The organism is Streptomyces sp. NPDC050422 (assembly GCF_044458665.1).
In the GTDB taxonomy this organism is placed as follows: domain Bacteria; phylum Actinomycetota; class Actinomycetes; order Streptomycetales; family Streptomycetaceae; genus Streptomyces.
Genome location: NZ_JBITIE010000027.1, coordinates 13472 through 30910, shown reverse-complemented (window position 1 = coordinate 30910; position 17439 = coordinate 13472). Strand labels below are relative to the sequence as shown.

At 71.0% G+C, this 17439-nt stretch carries 16 protein-coding genes; 8 read left to right on the top strand and 8 right to left on the bottom strand.

Going from position 1 to position 17439, the window contains the following annotated elements; translation table 11 throughout:
* Window positions 1-363: 363 nt before the first annotated feature.
* Together ACIBJG_RS33585 and ACIBJG_RS33580 are read right to left on the bottom strand one after the other, a co-directional pair.
* The gene (locus tag ACIBJG_RS33585; protein WP_399313420.1) at window positions 364-678 is read right to left on the bottom strand and encodes a hypothetical protein; all 315 of its coding nucleotides are present in this window, start codon (window positions 676-678) and stop codon (window positions 364-366) included.
* A gap of 118 nt (window positions 679-796) precedes the next feature.
* Window positions 797-1684: a DUF2510 domain-containing protein gene (locus ACIBJG_RS33580; RefSeq protein ID WP_399313418.1), complete on the bottom strand. Its 888-nt coding sequence runs from the start codon at window positions 1682-1684 to the stop codon at window positions 797-799.
* A gap of 568 nt (window positions 1685-2252) precedes the next feature.
* Between ACIBJG_RS33580 and ACIBJG_RS33575 the strand changes: the two genes are divergently transcribed.
* The 5 genes from ACIBJG_RS33575 to ACIBJG_RS33555 all read left to right on the top strand — a co-directional run bounded on the left by ACIBJG_RS33575 (window position 2253) and on the right by ACIBJG_RS33555 (window position 6065).
* Window positions 2253-2771 (top strand): hypothetical protein, encoded by a 519-nt coding sequence (locus ACIBJG_RS33575; RefSeq protein WP_399313416.1) that lies wholly within the window; start codon window positions 2253-2255, stop codon window positions 2769-2771.
* 29 nt (window positions 2772-2800) lie between these two features.
* A complete protein-coding gene (locus tag ACIBJG_RS33570) occupies window positions 2801-3580 on the top strand; it encodes a crotonase/enoyl-CoA hydratase family protein (protein WP_399313414.1) in 780 nt (259 codons plus the stop codon).
* A gap of 97 nt (window positions 3581-3677) precedes the next feature.
* Window positions 3678-4058, top strand: a complete 381-nt coding sequence (locus ACIBJG_RS33565; protein WP_399313412.1) for a DUF4440 domain-containing protein — start codon at window positions 3678-3680, stop codon at window positions 4056-4058.
* Between the two features lie 55 nt (window positions 4059-4113).
* Window positions 4114-5157, top strand: a complete 1044-nt coding sequence (locus tag ACIBJG_RS33560; protein WP_399313411.1) for a S66 peptidase family protein — start codon at window positions 4114-4116, stop codon at window positions 5155-5157.
* Window positions 5158-5306: 149 nt separating this feature from the next.
* The gene (locus ACIBJG_RS33555) at window positions 5307-6065 is read left to right on the top strand and encodes a FadR/GntR family transcriptional regulator (RefSeq protein ID WP_399313409.1); all 759 of its coding nucleotides are present in this window, start codon (window positions 5307-5309) and stop codon (window positions 6063-6065) included.
* A gap of 93 nt (window positions 6066-6158) precedes the next feature.
* Here ACIBJG_RS33555 and ACIBJG_RS33550 read toward each other — a convergent pair whose 3' ends face one another.
* A complete protein-coding gene (locus ACIBJG_RS33550) occupies window positions 6159-7835 on the bottom strand; it encodes an L-lactate permease (protein WP_399313407.1) in 1677 nt (558 codons plus the stop codon).
* Window positions 7836-8186: 351 nt separating this feature from the next.
* On the opposite strand from ACIBJG_RS33550, the gene ACIBJG_RS33545 reads away from it, so the two are divergent.
* From ACIBJG_RS33545 to ACIBJG_RS33535, 3 genes are read left to right on the top strand one after another with little or no spacing between them, the layout of a single operon-like run.
* Entirely contained in the window at window positions 8187-8954 is a 768-nt protein-coding gene (locus tag ACIBJG_RS33545) for a (Fe-S)-binding protein (RefSeq protein WP_399313405.1), read from the top strand.
* Window positions 8951-10492: a LutB/LldF family L-lactate oxidation iron-sulfur protein gene (locus ACIBJG_RS33540; protein ID WP_399313404.1), complete on the top strand. Its 1542-nt coding sequence runs from the start codon at window positions 8951-8953 to the stop codon at window positions 10490-10492. Before ACIBJG_RS33545 ends, ACIBJG_RS33540 begins: the two co-directional genes overlap by 4 nt.
* Window positions 10489-11121, top strand: a complete 633-nt coding sequence (locus ACIBJG_RS33535; RefSeq protein WP_399313401.1) for a lactate utilization protein C — start codon at window positions 10489-10491, stop codon at window positions 11119-11121. The genes ACIBJG_RS33540 and ACIBJG_RS33535 overlap by 4 nt, the downstream gene beginning before the upstream one ends.
* A 46-nt stretch (window positions 11122-11167) precedes the next feature.
* Here ACIBJG_RS33535 and ACIBJG_RS33530 read toward each other — a convergent pair whose 3' ends face one another.
* Genes ACIBJG_RS33530 through ACIBJG_RS33510 form a run of 5 tightly spaced genes read right to left on the bottom strand, consistent with a single transcriptional unit; the run spans window position 11168 to window position 17426 of the window.
* Entirely contained in the window at window positions 11168-13069 is a 1902-nt protein-coding gene (locus tag ACIBJG_RS33530; RefSeq protein WP_399313399.1) for a DUF2264 domain-containing protein, read from the bottom strand.
* Window positions 13066-14106, bottom strand: coding sequence for a hydroxyacid dehydrogenase (locus tag ACIBJG_RS33525; RefSeq protein ID WP_399313398.1), 1041 nt, complete (start codon window positions 14104-14106; stop codon window positions 13066-13068). The genes ACIBJG_RS33530 and ACIBJG_RS33525 overlap by 4 nt, the downstream gene beginning before the upstream one ends.
* Before the next feature lie 42 nt (window positions 14107-14148).
* Entirely contained in the window at window positions 14149-15024 is an 876-nt protein-coding gene (locus ACIBJG_RS33520; protein ID WP_399313396.1) for a carbohydrate ABC transporter permease, read from the bottom strand.
* Window positions 15021-16016: a carbohydrate ABC transporter permease gene (locus ACIBJG_RS33515; RefSeq protein ID WP_399313394.1), complete on the bottom strand. Its 996-nt coding sequence runs from the start codon at window positions 16014-16016 to the stop codon at window positions 15021-15023. The genes ACIBJG_RS33520 and ACIBJG_RS33515 overlap by 4 nt, the downstream gene beginning before the upstream one ends.
* A gap of 48 nt (window positions 16017-16064) precedes the next feature.
* A complete protein-coding gene (locus ACIBJG_RS33510; RefSeq protein ID WP_399313392.1) occupies window positions 16065-17426 on the bottom strand; it encodes an ABC transporter substrate-binding protein in 1362 nt (453 codons plus the stop codon).
* Window positions 17427-17439: the final 13 nt, after the last annotated feature.

Genomic DNA, 17439 nt, shown 5'->3' with positions numbered 1-17439 from the left:
GGACGAATCGGCTGCTCGTGGCAGCCGTGGAACCCCTGGCGTCCACGGTGCGGCGCGCCAGGGCGCAGTCGTGTGGACGGTCCGTCAGAAAGCGGACAGGGCTCAGGTGTTCGTCAGGGGTGTCCGGGGCCGGCCGCGCAGCCGGCGCCGGGCGGAGGTGGACACCAGGATCACCTCGTACCGCGACAGGGGAACGACGACAGCGGTGCGGTAGCGCACGGCAGGTCTCCCCTCGATGGTCACGGTGCGCGCCGCGGCGGAGTGCCGGCGCGCGAATGCGTGGCGAGTCTAGGGAACGGGACGCGCGCAGGGGAACCGGTTTTTCGGCCCCGGTGGCGCGGCGGCCCTCCGGGGCCGCGCCGGCTACCGGCCCGGCCGGCCGACTGCGCGGACCGCGCGGACCGCGCGCGTGGCGCGGTGCGCACCGCGGCGGGCCCGGGGCGGCAACGTCCTGCACCGGCGCAGCGCGCTCCTGCCGCAGCCGCGCCACTCGGCGGGCGAGACGCCCGGACCGCGACCCGTGCGGGTGATCAGGGCGTTGACCTGCGTCAGCGGGTCCATGGCCATGGTGGTGCGGGCCAGCAGGACCCCGATCACCAGCGGGGCCAGGGTGACGGCCAGCGTGGTGCCGGTGCTGGTCATCCGCTGCATGCGGGGGCGTGGTGCGTCGGGAGCCATGCCCCCATTCCAGCAGCGGAGGGACCGGCAGCGGATCGGGCGGCGTACTCAGTCCGGGCGGCCCGGGTACTCACCCGGGCCGTGCGGCGGCCCGCAGGAGGGCCTTCGGAGACCCGCCCTACGCGTTGGTGCCCGGGCCGGCGCCCGTGCCCGAGGCGGCCTTGATGCCCTTGGTGATGTCGTCCAGCACGGACAGGGCGGGAGCCTTGGCGTTGATGTCGAAGCCGGAGCGCACGACGATCAGCATGTCCTCGGCCTGCGGCGAGGGGAACGCCAGGGACTCGACGTACCCGTCGTCACCGTCCTTCGTGACCACCTTCCAGCGCACCCGGTAGCCCTGCTGGCCGGCCACCGTGACCGCCTCGGACTTCAGCTGCTCGTGCGAGGTGATGCCGCCGTAGATCTTCTCGCCGTACGACTCCTCGGCATTGGCCGCGATGTCCTTCTCGGCCGTGGCCTTCGCGGTCTTGGTGGTCAGCTTCAGCGCCGCGGCCGGTACGGAGAATATTCCGCCGCGCACGCACTTCTCCCCGCTGTCCCCCGGGCAGGTGTACGTGCCCGTGGTCACGCCCGCACCCATGCCCGACTCGCCCGTCCAGCCGTCGGGGACCGGGATGCTGATGCCGCTGGCCATGTCCGTCGCATAGCCGTCCTCGGTCTGGGGCTGCTGCTGCTCGGGCGTCTCGCCACCGCTGCCCCCACTGCCGCCCGGTGCGCCGGGCCCGCGGCTGGGGGCCGGGGACGGCGAGGTGGACGGGGCCGCCGCGGAGTTCCCGGTCGTGCCGGAATCGTCCGTCAGCAGGACCACACCGCCGCCGATGGCGGCCAGGACCACCACGGCCGCGGTGATGCCCGCGCCGATGCGTATCCGTCGGCTGCGGAGCGCGGCCGGCGGGACCCGGAGCTGATCGGTCCACTGAGTGCCGTCCCACCAGCGTTCCTGGATGGGGCCAATTCCTGTGTACCCGGGGTCTGGATGCCAGCCGGGCGGGCTCGTCTGCGTCACGGCAGCCACCGTAGCCGGGCTGCGTGAGAATCCTATGAACCGGGCGGGGCCGACGGGAGCCGACGGGAGTCAAGGGGAGTCGAGGGAACCGGCCGTCCGACATGTGGGGCATGGGCGGGCTTGGGGCGCTTCCTGTGATCAATATCTTCAGCATTTTGCTCTGTCATATTGCTATCAATGCCTGGTCATGAGCATGCTTGTGCGTAGTCACCACGTGTGTGCACCCATCGCTCAGCGTGGCCGGTGCCCCCCGAAGCGCCGATCCATCGATCCGCCCGCCCAGCGTGCTGCCCAGGAAGATGTCGCGATGTCCCGCCCCGAGGTGAGCCGACCGTCCCTGCCGGGGACTCGGTGAACAACCCGACGGGACGTCTCCCCGGGCCGCGAGGTGCCGAGCTTCGCTCTCGTGAACTCCCCAGCCCGCGCATCGCTGTGACGACCCGTCGGGCCGACGGCCGGCGCTGCCGTCGATGGACGGCCGGACGCGTCCTCGCGCCCGCGGTGCCCGCCGCGGGCTCCGCGACGGGGGAACGGGCCGCCACCGCTCACATCTTGGAGAAGTTGCTGCATGACCTCCGGGCTCTTTGACGGCATCTACGTCCGCGACACGGTGCAGCTGACCGCCAAGCTCATGGTGGTCGGCCCGTTCGGCGTGGCCCGGCGCTGGGCCGCGCTGACCGAGGGCAAGGTCCCGGCCGGCAACCAGGTCGTGCCCATGATGGGCCGGCGGCCCAGCCTCTGGTTCGCCGACGGTGAGCGCCACCTGCGGCTGCGTGCCTCGGTCGACGACGCGCTCGGCCGCGTCAACCCGCACCAGTTGCGTACGTACGTGCAGCGCAGCGCCGCCCAGCTCATCGACCGGTTCGCCGGCGACGGTGAGGCCGATCTGGTCGCCCAGTACGCCGACCCGATCCCGGCCCTGGTCTTCGCACAGCTCTTCGGCTGCCCGGACGGACTCACTGCCAGGATGGCCTGCCTGTGCCCGCATGATGGACGCCGAACTCGCTGTGTGTCTCGGCGAGTTGATCGGCATGAAGCGCCAGAAGCCGGGTGCCGACGGCGCGGCGGGCGCACGGCCCGCGCCTGACCCGACCGGCGCCCCTGGGAAGGTGAACGATGAGCGAGAGTCCCGCCGTACGCATCGAGCGCGACGGTCCCGTGTTCACGGTGATCCTGTCCCGGCCCGGGGTCAGCAACGCGGTCGACGGTCCGGTCGCCCGCCAACTGGCCGATGCGTTCCGCGCGTTCGACGCCGATCCCGAGGCGGCGGTCGCCGTGCTGTGGGGAGAGGGCGGCACGTTCTGTGCGGGCGCCGACCTGAAGGGCATCGGTACCGAACGCGGCAACACCGTGACCGCCGAGGGGGACGGGCCGATGGGGCCCACCCGGATGCGGCTCGCCAAGCCCGTCATCGCCGCGGTCGCCGGGCACGCGGTGGCCGGGGGCCTGGAACTGGCCGCCTGGTGCGATCTGCGGGTCGCCGAACAGGACGCGGTCTTCGGGGTGTTCTGCCGCCGCGGGGGTGTGCCGTTGGTGGACGGCGGCACCGTACGGCTGCCGCGCCTGATCGGTGAGAGCCGGGCCATGGACATGATTCTCACCGGCCGGCCCGTACCGGCCGAGGAGGCGTACGGGATGGGCCTGGTCAACCGGCTCGTCCCCACGGGTGAGTCCCGGCCCGCTGCGGAACGACTCGCCCGGGAGATCGCCGGCTTCCCCCAGCTGTGCCTGCGCCACGACCGGCTCTCCGTGCGCGAACAGCACGGCTTGAGCGAGCCGGACGCGCTGGCCGCCGAGTACCGGCACGGCCTCGTTCCCCTGACGGCGGGGGAGACGCTCGCGGGGGCTGACCGGTTCGCGGGCGGCGCCGGCCGGCACGGCTCCTTCGGCGACTGAGGCGGCGGGACGGGCGAGCGGAGGGCCCACCGGCCCGGGCGCGGACACCGAGGGTTGCGTTCGTGCGTGGGCGACGGTCTTCGCCTAGGGTCCACGCATGAGCGGAAGCAATGACGAGGAACGGTCCGTGCGGGCCGCCGTCGACGGCGAACTGCGGCTGCTCGATCCGGGCGTGCGCGCCTCGCCGGACGCGGTCACCGCACTCCTCGACCCCGAGTTCACCGAGTTCGGCGCCTCCGGGCGGAGCTACGACAGGACGTCGATCCTGGCCGTCACGTCCGCCGCCGCCGACGAGAACGCCCCCGAGCCGAGCACCGCCACCGGGATGTCCGGCGTGCTGCTGGCGCCGGGCCTCGTACACCTGACGTACATCTCGGTGAGCAACGGCCTCCGCGTCAGACGCAGTTCGCTCTGGCGACGGTCGGATTCCGGCTGGCGGCTGTACTTCCATCAGGGCACGCCGACCGGCTCTTCGTAGCCCCGCCGGAAAGTATCCGGCGGACAGCCCGCAAGCGGCTGATTAAGGTCATCGGATGACAGCACCCCGCTACCCTTCCAAGCCCCGGCCCGGCGACCGCGTCGCCGTCCTGTCCCCCTCGTCCGGACTCCCGGGCATCCTCCCGCTGCCGTACGAACTGGGCCTGCGCAGGCTCCGCGACGACTTCGGGCTGGAGCCCGTGGAGTACCCGGCCACCCGGAAGATGGGCTCCACCGCGCAGGAGCGTGCCGCCGACATCCACGCGGCCTTCGCCGACCCGACGATCAAGGGGGTCATCGCCAGCATCGGCGGGGACGACCAGATCACCGTGCTGCCGCACCTGGACCGGGAACTGCTGCGGGCCAACCCCAAGCCGTTCTTCGGCTACAGCGACAACACCAACCTGCTGGTGTTCCTCGACCGCCTCGGCATCGTCGGATATCACGGCGGATCCGTGATGGTGGAGCTCGGGCGCCCGGGCGTCATGCACCCCCTGACGGCCGCGTCGCTGCGTGCGGCGCTGTTCACCCATGACGACCACGAACTGACCCCCGCGAAGGAGACCGGCAGCGTCAACGGCAGGTGGGAGGACCCGCGGACCTTCGACCACGAACCCGGCATGCTCCCCGCCGACGGCTGGACCTGGCACAACGCCGACCGGGTGGTCCAGGGGGCGAGCTGGGGCGGCAACCTGGAGATCCTGTCCTGGATGCTCGTGGCCGACCGGGAGATCCGTCCGGCGGCCGAGTACGAGGGTCGGGTGCTGTTCCTCGAAACATCCGAGGACATGCCGAGCGCCGGCGAGGTGTACTGGATCCTGCGGAGCATGGGCGAGCGCGGGCTCCTGCGCCGGTTCCCCGCACTGGTGATGGGGCGCGCCAAGAACTGGTCCTTCGACCAGCCCTTCGACACCGCGGACGGGCAGCGGTATCGGGAGCAGCAGCGCGAGGCCGTGCTGCGTGCCCTGAACGAGTACGCCCCCGAGACCATGGCCGTCCTCGATGTCGACATCGGCCATACGGACCCGCAGCTGGTCATCCCGTACGGCGGGCGGATACGGGTGGACGGCGTGGCCCGCCGCATCGTCGTGACGTACTAGGGCCTGTCCGGCGGATCAGGGGTCGGACAGGCCTCGCTAGTGCCCCCCCGGCACTTCTGGTCCGACCACATGACGTGTGTGACATAGTGGGAGATTCGGAAAGACGCAGTCGGCAACGGAACGGCTCCGGCCGGTGCAGGGGGTGGCGGATGCCCGTCGAATGGCAACCCGTACGGCAGTCGCGGACGCATGAACTGGTGCTCCAGAGCATCGAGGAGCAGGTCTTCGCCGGAAAGCTGAGGGCCGGCGACCGGCTGCCGCCCGAGCGTGAGCTCGCCCCCGTCTTCGGGGTCAGCCGTTCCGCCCTGCGCGAGGCGCTCCGGGTGCTGGAGACCATCGGCGTGCTGGTCGCGCAGCCCGGCCGGGGCCCGGACTCGGGAGCCCGCATCGTGCGTAACCCGGACGACGCACTCGGGCGGCTGCTGCGCCTGCATTTCGCCCTGGGCAGCTACAGCCTGCACGACGTCATGGAGGCCAGGGTCGCCCTGGAGCGTGCCAGCTTCGCCGCCGCCGCGACGCATGCCTCCGAGGGGGATCTGGACGAGGCGGGCGCGGTGGTCCACCGGATGTCGCAGCAGGGCATCCTGCCGGAGGAGTTCAACGAACTCGACACCCGGTTCCACGTCAAGGTGGCCAGCAGTTCGGGCAACGCGCTCACCTCGACGCTGACCGCGGCGGTGCGGGAGTCGGTGCGGCCCCTCATCCTGCGGGCCCTCGAAGAGGTGGACGACTGGCCGGCCACCCAGGCGCAACTCAACAGTCAGCACGCCGAGATGCTGAGGCTGGTGCGCATCGGCAGGGGCGACGAGGCGGCGGACCTGGCCGAGCTCCACATCCGCGGTTTCCACGGCACGCTGGTCGACGAGGACCGGACCGGTGCAGGCGACGAGGACAGCGGTTCCGCGTAGCAGCGGCGCGGCTAATGGTGAGGGGCCGGTGCGCGGTCCGGGAGAACCCGGACGGAGCACCGGTCCCTCACCGTTTCGGCTGTCGGGGTACGGCTACGGCAGCATCCAGGAGAGTGCCGACGTCGACTGGAGGTAGACCAGGACGCACAGGATGGCCAGCATGCCCACGCTGTATCCGGCCACCTTGCGCAGCAGGATGCGTTCCGAGCCCGGCATCTGCACCGCGGTGGCGGCAATGGTCAGGTTCTGCGGACTCACCAGCTTGGCCACCACCCCGCCGGAGGTGTTCGCGGCGACCAGTAGCGTCGGGTCGATCCCGGCGGTCTGGCCGGCTGTCTGCTGGAGGTTGGCGAAGAGCGCGTTGGCCGAGGTGTCGGAGCCGGTGACCGCGGTGCCCAGCCAGCCGAGGATCGGCGAGAGCAGGGCGAAGAGTCCGCCCGCCGTCGCCAGCCAGGTGCCGATGGCCACGGTCTGGCCGGACTGGTTCATCACGTAGCTCAGTGCGAGCACCGTGGCGACCGTCATGATGGCGACCCGCATGTTCTTCAGGGTGCGGCCCGCCGCGGAGAGCGCCATGGACCCGGACATCGGGTAGACGTCGCGGTCCTTGGCGTAACGGTAGATCAGCGTGACCAGGAGGCCCGAGATGATCAACAGCGTGCCCGGGTTGCCCAGGACCTCCAGCTTGTAGATCGCGCTGGACGACGGCTCGCCACTGGAGGTGAGCAGCTCGCCGTACAGGCCCGGCCACTCGACGGTGAGGTTCAGGTGGCCGAGGATCTCGGGCACGTCGAACACCCCGATGTCCAGCTTGGCGAGGGCGAAGACGGCGATCACCAGGATGTACGGGAGCACGGCGTAGGTGACCCGGCGCGGCGTGAGCGCCTCCTTCTCCACCTGGGAGTGCTGGTCCTCGGGGGTGCGGGGCTTCCAGAAGCGCAGCATCAGCACGGCGGCGCCGAATCCCGCGAGCGAGGCGACCACATCGGTGAGTTCGTACGCGAAGTGGCTGGAGCACCAGTACTGGGCCACGGCGAAGACGCCACCGGTGACCAGCGCGATCGGCCACAGCTGACGGATTCCACGAGCGCCGTCCACGACGAACAGCAGCAGCAGGGGCACGAAGAGCGCGAGCAGCGGGGACTGGCGGCCGATGACCGCGGCGATGTCCTCGGCCGGGATGCCGGTCAGGTTGCCCGCCGTGGTGACGGGGATGGCCATCGCGCCGAACGCGACCGGTGCGGTGTTGGCGAGCAGGACCGTCACGGCCGCTTTCACCGGCGGCAGGCCGAGCGCCATCAGCATCACGGCCGTGATGGCGACGGGTGCGCCGAATCCCGCGAGCGCCTCGAGCAGGCCGCCGAAGCAGAACGCGATGAGCATCGCCTGTACGCGCAGGTCTCCCCGGCCGACGGCGCTGAACGAGCGGCGCAGATCCTCGAACCTGCCACTGACCACCGTGAGTTCGTAGAACCAGATGGCCGCCACGACGATCAGCATCACCGGGAACAGACCGAAGACCAGGCCCTGGGACGCCGAGAGCAGGCCCAGCTCGACCGGCATCCGGAACCCGATCACCGCTACGAGAAGGGCTGAGAGTACCGAGCCCAGTGCGGACACCAGCGCCGAGCGCTTCGCCACCATCAGGAGCAGGAAGAACACGGCGAGCGGGATGAGGCTCACCAGAGCGGTGGCCAGGAGGCTGTCGCCGATGGCACGCACATCTGGTGTGTACGAAGCAAGCACGGTGGCGGGTGGTGCGGAGGCCACGAAATTACTCCTCGTTGAGTGGCACGGGGCGGAGCGAACCGAGACGGCCATGGACCGCGTGTCCAGCCCCACGTGCGGATGTGACCCGGGAGGGCTGCTGGTGACGCAGGTGCAGGTGCAGGTGGGGGTGAGGAGTGGGCAGTCGGCAGCCCGGTTCAGCGATTAGTAGGACACTGGATATGTCGCATGTCAATAAGGTCTGACCAATTGCTTGGTAGGTCACTCCGGGGATCCAGAGGCGCACATATCGGTGATTTCGTTCGATCTGGCCGGGCGGCTGTGCGTGTACCCCTCCCGGAATCGGACGGAGGCTAGTATGGTCGGACCATAACTTGCGATCGGGGAGGCCCCATGCGTATCGGACTCTTCGCCACCTGTCTGGGGGACACCCTCTTCCCGGAGGCGGTGAAATCCACGGCGGTGCTGCTGGCGCGCCTGGGTCACGACGTGGTGTTCCCACCGGGGCAGACCTGCTGTGGCCAGATGCACGTCAACACCGGCTACCAGCGCGAACCCGTCCCCCTCGTGCGCAACTTCGCCGAGCAGTTCGGTGACGCCTCCATCGACGCCGTCGTCATGCCGTCGGGATCCTGCGCCGGCTCGGTCCGCCACCAGCACGAGATCATCGCCGAGCGCTACGGCGACGCGGCGCTGCGCTCGGGCGTCGCCACGGTGAAGGCCAAGACGTACGAGCTGTCGGAGTTCCTCGTCGACGTGCTGAACGCGACCGACGTCGGCGCGTACTTCCCGCACCGCGTCACGTACCACCCCACCTGCCACTCGCTGCGCATGCTGCGGGTCGGCGAGAAGCCGCTGCGGCTGCTGCGGGCGGTCGACTCGATCGACCTGGTCGAGCTGCCCGAGGCCGACGCCTGCTGCGGATTCGGCGGTACCTTCGCCGTGAAGAACGCCGACACGTCGACCGCGATGCTCCAGGACAAGATGCGCAACATCGCCACCACGGACGCCGCCGTGTGCACCGCCGGCGACTCGTCCTGTCTGATGCACATCGGCGGCGGGCTCTCCCGGATCAGGTCCGGCACCCGGACCCTGCATCTGGCGCAGATCCTCTCCTCCACCCGCACCGCGCCGCACGTCCTGACGGAGGCCGCCCGATGAGCAGCACGTTTCTCGGCATGCCCGCGACCCCGCCCCGCTCCCCGTACGGGACGGGCAACCTGCGCGGTGACCGGAAGTTCCCCGCGGCCGCCCACGACGACCTGGGCAACGAACAACTGCGACGCAACCTCGGCAGGGCCACCCACACCATCCGCGCCAAACGCCTCGACGTCACCGGCGAGCTGCCCGACTGGGAGGAGCTGCGCGACGCGGGATCGGCCATCAAGACCGACACCATGAACCGGCTCCCCGAGCTCCTGGAGGAGCTGGAGCGCAAGGTCACCGAACGCGGCGGCACCGTCCACTGGGCACGGGACGGCGGCGAGGCCAACGAGATCGTCGCGCGGCTGATCCAGGAGACCGGCAGTAAGGAGGTCATCAAGGTCAAGTCGATGGCCACCCAGGAGATCGGCCTCAACGAGCACCTCGAATCGATCGGCATCACCCCGTACGAGACGGACCTGGCCGAGCTCATCGTGCAGCTCGCCCACGACAAGCCCTCGCACATCCTGGTGCCCGCCATCCACCGCAACCGGGACGAGATCCGGGAGATCTTCCTCAAGGAGATCCCGGGCGTGGACCCGTCCCTGGACAACGTCCCCGCCCACCTGGCCGCCGCGGCCCGCGCCTATCTGCGCGAGAAGTTCATGACGACGAAGGTCGCCGTGTCCGGAGCCAACTTCGGCATCGCCGAGACCGGAACCCTGTCCGTCGTCGAGTCGGAGGGCAACGGCCGCATGTGCCTGACCCTGCCCGACACCCTGATCACCGTCATGGGCATCGAGAAGGTGCTGCCGCGCTACCAGGACCTGGAGGTCTTCCTCCAACTCCTGCCGCGCTCCTCCACCGGCGAGCGGATGAACCCGTACACCTCGATGTGGACCGGGGTCACCCCCGGCGACGGGCCGCAGACCTTCCATCTGGTGCTGCTCGACAACGGACGCACCGCAGCCCTCGCCGACAAGATCGGCCGTGAGGCGCTCAACTGCATCCGGTGCTCCGCGTGTCTCAACGTCTGTCCGGTGTACGAACGCGCCGGCGGCCACGCCTACGGGTCGACGTACCCGGGTCCGATCGGTGCCGTACTCACCCCGCAGCTCGCCGGCATGCACGCCGCCAAGGACGACCCCAACAGCTCGCTTCCCTTCGCCTCCAGCCTGTGCGGCGCCTGCTTCGACGCCTGCCCGGTCAAGATCGACATTCCGTCGCTGCTGGTCGAGCTGCGCCACCAGCACACCGAGCAGTCCGGCACCACGGCCGAGAAGCTCGCCATGAAGGCGGCGGCCGGAGTGATGAAGAGCCCGAAGCTGTTCACGGCCGCGCAGAAGGCGTCCGGGCTCGGCCGCGTCATCGCCGGACGGGACGGCAAGATCTCGCATCTGCCCCCGCCGTTCAACGGCTGGAGCGACAGCCGCGACACCCCCGCCCCGCCCAAGGAGACCTTCCGCTCCTGGCTGGCCTCGGCCGAGGGCGCGGCGACCATGCGGGCCGCCGCCGACGAGTACGGGCAGAACCAGCAGCAGGAGGAGGAGAAGTGACGACCGCTCGTGAAACGGTGCTCGGCCGCGTCCGGGACGCCCTGGCCCTGGCACCCGCCACCGACACCCCGATCCCGCGCGACTACCGCATCGGGCGGACCCTCCCCGACGACGAGCGGCTGGCGCTGTTCACCGACCGTCTCGTCGACTACAAGGCCCAGGTCCACCCCTGCACTGCCGAGCGCACGGCCGAGGTCGTCGCCGAGGTGCTGCGGGAGCACGGAGCAGGCCGGATCGGCGTGCCCGCCGGCCTCGACCCGCAGTGGCTCACCGCCTACGAGGGCGAGGTCCAGCAGGACTCCGCCGACATCCCCGCACCACGGCTGGACGCCCTCGGCGGAGTCGTCACCGCCTCGGCCGTGAGTTGCGCCGAGACCGGCACGATCTTTCTGGACGGTTCGCCCGACCAGGGACGCCGGGCGCTGTCCCTCGTGCCCGACCTGCACGTCTGCGTCGTCGATCTGTCGACCGTGGAGGTGGGCGTACCGGAGGCGGTGGCGCGACTGGTGCCGGAGCGGCCGACCACGTTGATCAGCGGCCCCTCGGCCACGTCCGACATCGAACTCGAACGGGTCGAGGGCGTGCACGGCCCGCGGACCCTCGCGGTCGTGATCCGCACGGACGCGTAACGCGACGGGGGGTGCGCCGCCGCGCGTCCCGTCGCGTCCCGTCGCGTCAGCCGTGCGTGACCGTCACCGGGCCGAAGGCGATGCGGGTCGTCGCCGAGTCCTCGGCCCAGCACACCTCGACGGTGTCCCCGTCGACGTTCATCCCGCTCACCACCGCGTCGAGCGCGTCCGCCCCCGGCTCCGCGCTCAGTGAGGCGAGCGCCACCAGGACCGCCGTGCCCTCGGCGTCCGCGCCCAGCCGGGGCAGCACCGCCCAGCGCGTGTACGCCGTGCCCTGCGGGGCGCGTACCTCGTCCCGCGACTCCCAGCCGTGCAGACCGTGCAGCGCCGACGTCACCGAGGACTCGGGGCCCGTCGCCCAGCCGGTCTGCTCCACGCGGGCGCCGTGCGGGGCGCCGAGCACCCGGTGCACCCGGAGTTCGTACCGGCCGCGGACGACCGTCACGCTCTCCACCCGCAGACCCGGCACCATCGGGGCGCGGCCCGTGAACACCGGACGGTGCCAGGAAGCCGCCCAGCCCCAGCCGTCGCCGCCGCCCGCGCCCAGCGGGTGGACGGCCCGGCGGGCGCTGCGGGCTCCGGCGACGACCACGGCCAGATGGTTGTCGGCCGTGTTCGCCCGCGCGGTGGGACCGGTGACCGTCGAGTACGCCTGCCGGCTGTACAGCGGGTCTTCCTCCACCGCCGACTCGCCCTCGTGCGGCCGGACATGGTCGCTGCCGTGGTTGTGCAGCCGTACGATCCCGTCCTCTCGCGTCGACTGGACGAGCAGCCCGGGCGCGGGCAGCGCGAGCACCCTGTCCGGTCCCTCGCTCGGGGCCGGCTCCTCGGTGGCCGTCCACAGCGGGTGGTCCGCCGGGGCCAGCAGGGAGACGAAGGCCTTGGACGCCCAGTAGGGGGAGGCGGGGCCCGAGTACGGCTGGAGCGTCGCGTCGTGCGGGCCGTGCCAGCCCAGGCTCAGCAGGCCGTCGGTGCCGGTGGCGCCACGGTCCAGGAAGTAGCGCAGCGCCCCGCTGATCACCCGGCGGGACGCGCCCGGTGCGAGTGGGGTGTCTCCGGTGAGCGCGCCGAGCCCGACAGCCGCACCGGCCGCGAACCGGTAGGTCAGCGAGCGTCCGAAGTGGATCGGCGCCCCGTCCCCGCCGAACAGCAGCGCGAAGCCCTCCAGGTGCTCGCGCAGCCGCGCCCCGTAGTGCGCGGACAGCTCGGAGTCGCCGGAGAGGTGGGCGTCGAGCACGGGGTAGAGGTGCAGAGCCCAGCCGTTGTAGTGGTCGAAGGCGCGGCTGTCGCCGTCCGCGTACCAGCCCTGACCTCGGTACCAGCTCTCCATCAGGTCGTGGGCCCGCTCCCGGGCCCTCGCGGTCTCCGCGTCGCCGCGGCCCACCGACTCCAGGAAGCCGGCCACCGAGTAGGGGAACAGGTACCAGTTGTTCGGGGCGGGCGTGTGGCGCAGGGCGCCGCGCAGCCACTGTTCGGCGCGGTCCTGCACGGCCGGGTCCAGCCGGTCCCAGAGCCACGGCCGGGTGAGCCGCAGCCCGATGGCGACCGAGGCGGACTCCACCATGGGCTGGCCGAACACGGTGTGGTCGAGGATCAGCGGCCAGGACTCGGCGTCGTCCCGGCCCGGCGTACGGGTGCCGGCCGCGAGCCCGTCCGCGTACCGGTCGAGCCAGCCGTGCGGGTCCTTGCCGCCCGCGCCCGCGACCCGGAACGCGGCGGCGAGAAACGTGCGCGCGTAGCCCTCCAGGCCGTCGGAGCGGACCCCGGAGGCGGACGGGCGTCCGGGCAGGTCGAGGAGCGCGCTGCCGGGGGTGGCCCACTGCCAGGCGGCCTTCAGCAGCCCGTCGGCCGCCGCCTCCCAGTGCGCGCGGGTATAACCGGTGACGGGGCTCAGCGCCCGGTCGTCGGCGGGAAGGTCCAGCGGGGAGTTCGGGTGCGGATCGGTCATGCGAGGAAGGCCAGCCTTTCGCGTCGTACGGGATGGGCGAAGCCGTCGCCCGCGGCCCAGCGTTCGGCCTCGCCCACCGCCAGGTCGACGAGCCGCTGCCACTCGTTGCCCTGGGAGCCCGCCAGATGCGGGGTGATCAGGGCGTTCTCGCACTCCCACAGGGGGTGTCCGGCCGGCAGCGTGTCGGGGTCGGTGACGTCGAGGACCGCCCTGATGCGGTCGAGCCGCAGGATGTCCACGAGCGCGTCCTGGTCGACGACGGCGCCCCGCGAGGTGTTGAGGAGCACCGCGTCCGGGCGCATGGACATGAGCAGTTCACGGCTGACGAGTCCACGGGTGGCAGGCAGCAACGGCGTGTGGACGCTCACCAGATCGCTCCGGGCGAAGAGCTCGCCGAGCCCGACCGCTCGGACGCCGAGTTCGGCCGCCTGCGCCTCGGAGACGTACGGATCGTGCAGCAGCACCCGCAGGTCGTAGGGGCGCAGTAGCTCGATGACCCGGCGGCCGATGAGGGAGGCGGAGAGGATGCCCACCGTCCGGCCGTAGTTGCCCACGACGGGAGAGGTGGTCAGCCAGTCGTCGCGGTGGCGCTCGGACCGGTAGTCGCGGGCCCGTTCCAGGACCTGCTTGCCGGAGAGCAGGATCATCGCGACGGTGTACTCGGCGACCGGGAGCGCGTTGGCGGCGGCGGCCGACGACACTTCGATGCCGCGCTCCCAGCAGGCGTCGGTGATGTGCCCGCGGACGCTGCCCGCGGCGTGCACCACCGCCCGCAGCCGGGGCGCGGCGGCCAGTGCCGCCGCGTCGAGGGGCGGACAGCCCCAGCCGGTGACGAGGAGTTCCGTGTCCGCGAGCACGGCACGGGCCCGGTCGGTGGTGAAGTCGTCGAGTACGGGCAGGGGCGCGAGGTCGCACGCCCGCGACAGCTCGGCCAGCGACCCGGTGTTCAGCAGGGCGGCCGCGGTGGCCTGCTGCATGGCGACGGCGGCGCGCGGCCGTCGCCATGCGACAGGTGCGAGGGGGGAGGTGCCGGTCATCTTTCTCCTGGTCCGGGGGCGGTAACGGGGTGCGGGGTGTCGCTACTTGACGGCGCCGGCGGTGAGCCCCGACTTCCAGAAGCGCTGCAGCAGCGCGAAGGCGAGGATCAACGGCAGGACGGCGAGCAGCGAACCCATGATCACCACGGGGTAGTACTCGGGCGAGACGGTGGCCGCGCTGTTCCACGTGTACAGGCCGAGGCTGACGGGATAGAGGTCCTGGTCGGAGAGCATCACCATCGGCAGGAAGAAGTTGTTCCAGATGGCGGTGAGCTGGAAGAGGAACACGGTGACCAGACCGGGGCCGAGCATCCGCAGCGCGACCCGGAAGTACGTGGTCAGTTCACCGGCCCCGTCCACCCGGGCCGCTTCGAGGACCTCGTTCGGTACGTAGCCCTGGCTGAAGATGCGGCCGAGGTACACGCCGAACGGATTGAAGAGCACCGGGATGAAGACCGACCAGAACGTGTTCACCAGTCCGGTGCCGGACGCCATCAGATAGAGCGGCAGTGCCAGCACGGTCTGCGGCACCATCACCGCGGCGAGCACCAGACCGAACAGCTTCTCCTTGTGCGCGAAACGGTACTTGTCGAAGGCGTAGCCGCAGGCGATGCTGATCAGCGAGCCGAGCACGGCACCGAGGACCGCGTACAGCAGGCTGTTGCCGTACCACCGCGAGTACAGGCCGCCGTCCATCGCGAACAGGTCCTTGAGGTTCTGCGCGAAGGAGAAGTGGTCGAGCGAGAGTACGTCGCTGCCGAACAGCGCGTCCCGGTCCTTGGACGAGGCGAGCACCAGCCACAGCACCGGCAGCAGCGTGTACAGCACGGAGATTCCGACGACCAGATTGACGACGGAGCGGCCGAGCAGCCGGGGCCGCAGGGTGGCGGCGGTGCGGGTGGGAGCGGTCGCGCTCATCGGGCGTCCTCCTCGGCGGCGTCGGAGCGGTTGGTCCAGCGGGTCACCCCGTAGGAGAGGGCGATCGTGCAGACCAGCAGGACGACCGAGGCGGCCGCGGCCAGGCCGTAGTTGTTACGGGTGAACGCGGCGTCGTAGATGTACATGCTGGGCGAGAAGCGCGAGCTGATCATCGGGGTCGACTGGCTCAGCAGCATCGGTTCGGTGAACAACTGGAGCGCGAAGATCAGGGTGAACATGGCGACCATCACGACCGACGAGCGCACGAGAGGCGTCTTGATCTGGAGCGCGGTGCGGACGGGGCCGGCACCGTCGACGACGGACGCCTCGATGACCTCGCGAGGCACGGCCTGCAGAGCGGCGTAGAAGACCACCATGTTGTAGCCGAGGTTGCTCCACAGCGCGATGTTCACGATCGAGGGCACCACCGTGTGCACCCCGAGGAAGTCGATCGTGATGTCGGCCTTGCCGAGGAGGTCGATCACCGGGCTCAGCCCCGGCGTGTAGAGGTAGAGCCAGATGACGGCGGCGATGATGCCCGGCACGGCGTGCGGCAGGAAGAGCGCGAGCTGCGCCCAGGAGCGCAGCCGTACCACGCCGGAGTCGAGCAGCAGCGCCAGTGCGAGCGCGCCGATCACCATCAGCGGGATGTAGATGACGCAGTACAGGACGACGGTGCCGAGCCCGCTCAGGAACGTCGGGTCGCTCAGTACGGCGGCGTAGCTGCGCATGCCGACGAAGACGGTGCGCTCCGGGCCGAAGCCGAGCCCCGGCTGGTCGTCGCTGAAGAAGCTGAGCCAGACGGCGGTCCCGACGGGGATCAGGAAGACGGTGACCATCAGGATGAAGAAGGGGGTCATCAGGGCGCCGGCCGCGCCGAGTTCACGGCGGCGGGCCGACTTCCGCCCGGTGCGCGGGGACGTGGTGGACGCCGGCGCCGCCGCGGAGACGCTCGCGGGGGCGGAAGCCGGCGTGGTGACGGGGGTGGTCATCGAAGGTCACCTGCCTCTCTGCTGCTGGGAAGGGGGACGGATCACGGGTCAGCTGCTGTGCTCGGTGGTGGACAGGCCCAGCGCCCTGAGGTCGGGCATGGTGCCCCGCTGGGCCGCGCGCACGGATTCGAGCACCGAGCCCTGGCCGCCGCCCAGCCGGGCGAAGCCGTCCTGCATGACCTTCTGTGTGGCGGTCATCCGAGGTCCCCAGATCCAGCCGTCCCGGATCTTGTCCGCCTCCTGCTCGAACAGGGTGTAGATGTCCTGGCCGTTGTAGTAGGCGCGGTCGAAGGCCTTGCGGCCGACGGCGACGAGACCGGGGGCGGCCGGGTACTGGCTGCTGGCCCCGCTGGAGAGCCGGGCCCGCAGCGCGTCGGGGTGCGAGACCTGCCACTCGATGAACTCCAGGGCGGCCTCGGGGTGTTCACTGTCCTTCGTGACCGCGAAGGTCGAGCCGCCGTGGGTGCCGACCGCCGCGTCCGCCGCTTGCCACTGGGGGAGCGGTGCGACGGCCCACTTGCCCTTCTGGCCGGGACGGGCCTTCATCTGGGCTCCGGCGTCCCAGGCGCCGCTGAGCCGGACCAGGATCTTGTCGGTGCTGAGCAGGGCGTCGTACTGCCTGCTGTCCACGGGCGTCATGGAGACCAGGTCCTGGTCGATCATCCGTTGCCAGTACGCCGCGACGCGCCGGCTCGGTTCGTCGGCCAGCGACACGTTCCAGGCGCCGCCGCGGGTGTCGAACCACTGGGCACCGGCCTGCCAGGCGAACGCGGCGAACTGGAACCCGCCGTCCGTGGCGAGGGCCGTCAGCCGGCGGTCGGGCGCCTTGCGGCGCACGGTGCGGGACGCCTCCTCGAACTCGTCCCAGGTGCGCGGAACGTCGATTCCGTACTGGTCGAAGAGGTCGGTGCGGTAGTGCATCACCATCGGCTCGACGTCCAGCGGAAGGCTGAAGACGCGCTTGTCGAAGGTGGTCAGCGCCAGCGCCTGCGGCAGCAGTCTGGACCGGAGCGAGTCGCTCACCATGTCCGTGAGTTCCCGGGCGACGCCGTCGATGGCGAACCCGGGGAGCTGGGGGTACTCGATCGTTGCCACGTCCGGGGCGTTGCCGGCCCGGGAGGCGTTGCTGAGTTTCGCGTAGCCGCCCTGGGGTCCCGAGGGGATCTGCTGGAACTCGACCTGGATCGTGTCGTGCGTCCGGTTGAACGCGTCCACGACCTCCTGGCTGCCGCGCAGGGCGGACCAGAAGGTGATGTGCGTGGCGTTGCGGCCGGACTTGTTGCTGACGGTGCTGGTCCTGCTCGTGCTGTCCGCACCCGATGTCCCACCGCTGCAGGCGCCGAGAGCGCCCGCCAGCGGTACTGCGGTCATCGTGGCGAGCACGGATCGACGGCTCTGTCGACCGGGCATGGGCGCCTCCCGC

Excerpts from the sequence above, each read along its gene's own strand:
- ACIBJG_RS33515 (WP_399313394.1), bottom strand. The coding sequence starts at position 16,016 with ATGACCACCCCCGTCACCACGCCGGCTTCCGCCCCCGCGAGCGTCTCC.
- ACIBJG_RS33525 (WP_399313398.1), bottom strand. The coding sequence starts at position 14,106 with ATGACCGGCACCTCCCCCCTCGCACCTGTCGCATGGCGACGGCCGCGC.
- ACIBJG_RS33520 (WP_399313396.1), bottom strand. The coding sequence starts at position 15,024 with ATGAGCGCGACCGCTCCCACCCGCACCGCCGCCACCCTGCGGCCCCGG.
- ACIBJG_RS33560 (WP_399313411.1), top strand. The coding sequence starts at position 4,114 with ATGACAGCACCCCGCTACCCTTCCAAGCCCCGGCCCGGCGACCGCGTC.
- ACIBJG_RS33545 (WP_399313405.1), top strand. The coding sequence starts at position 8,187 with ATGCGTATCGGACTCTTCGCCACCTGTCTGGGGGACACCCTCTTCCCG.
- ACIBJG_RS33510 (WP_399313392.1), bottom strand. The coding sequence starts at position 17,426 with ATGCCCGGTCGACAGAGCCGTCGATCCGTGCTCGCCACGATGACCGCA.
- ACIBJG_RS33575 (WP_399313416.1), top strand. The coding sequence starts at position 2,253 with ATGACCTCCGGGCTCTTTGACGGCATCTACGTCCGCGACACGGTGCAG.
- ACIBJG_RS33570 (WP_399313414.1), top strand. The coding sequence starts at position 2,801 with ATGAGCGAGAGTCCCGCCGTACGCATCGAGCGCGACGGTCCCGTGTTC.
- ACIBJG_RS33555 (WP_399313409.1), top strand. The coding sequence starts at position 5,307 with ATGCCCGTCGAATGGCAACCCGTACGGCAGTCGCGGACGCATGAACTG.
- ACIBJG_RS33565 (WP_399313412.1), top strand. The coding sequence starts at position 3,678 with ATGAGCGGAAGCAATGACGAGGAACGGTCCGTGCGGGCCGCCGTCGAC.
- ACIBJG_RS33540 (WP_399313404.1), top strand. The coding sequence starts at position 8,951 with ATGAGCAGCACGTTTCTCGGCATGCCCGCGACCCCGCCCCGCTCCCCG.
- ACIBJG_RS33530 (WP_399313399.1), bottom strand. The coding sequence starts at position 13,069 with ATGACCGATCCGCACCCGAACTCCCCGCTGGACCTTCCCGCCGACGAC.
- ACIBJG_RS33585 (WP_399313420.1), bottom strand. The coding sequence starts at position 678 with ATGGCTCCCGACGCACCACGCCCCCGCATGCAGCGGATGACCAGCACC.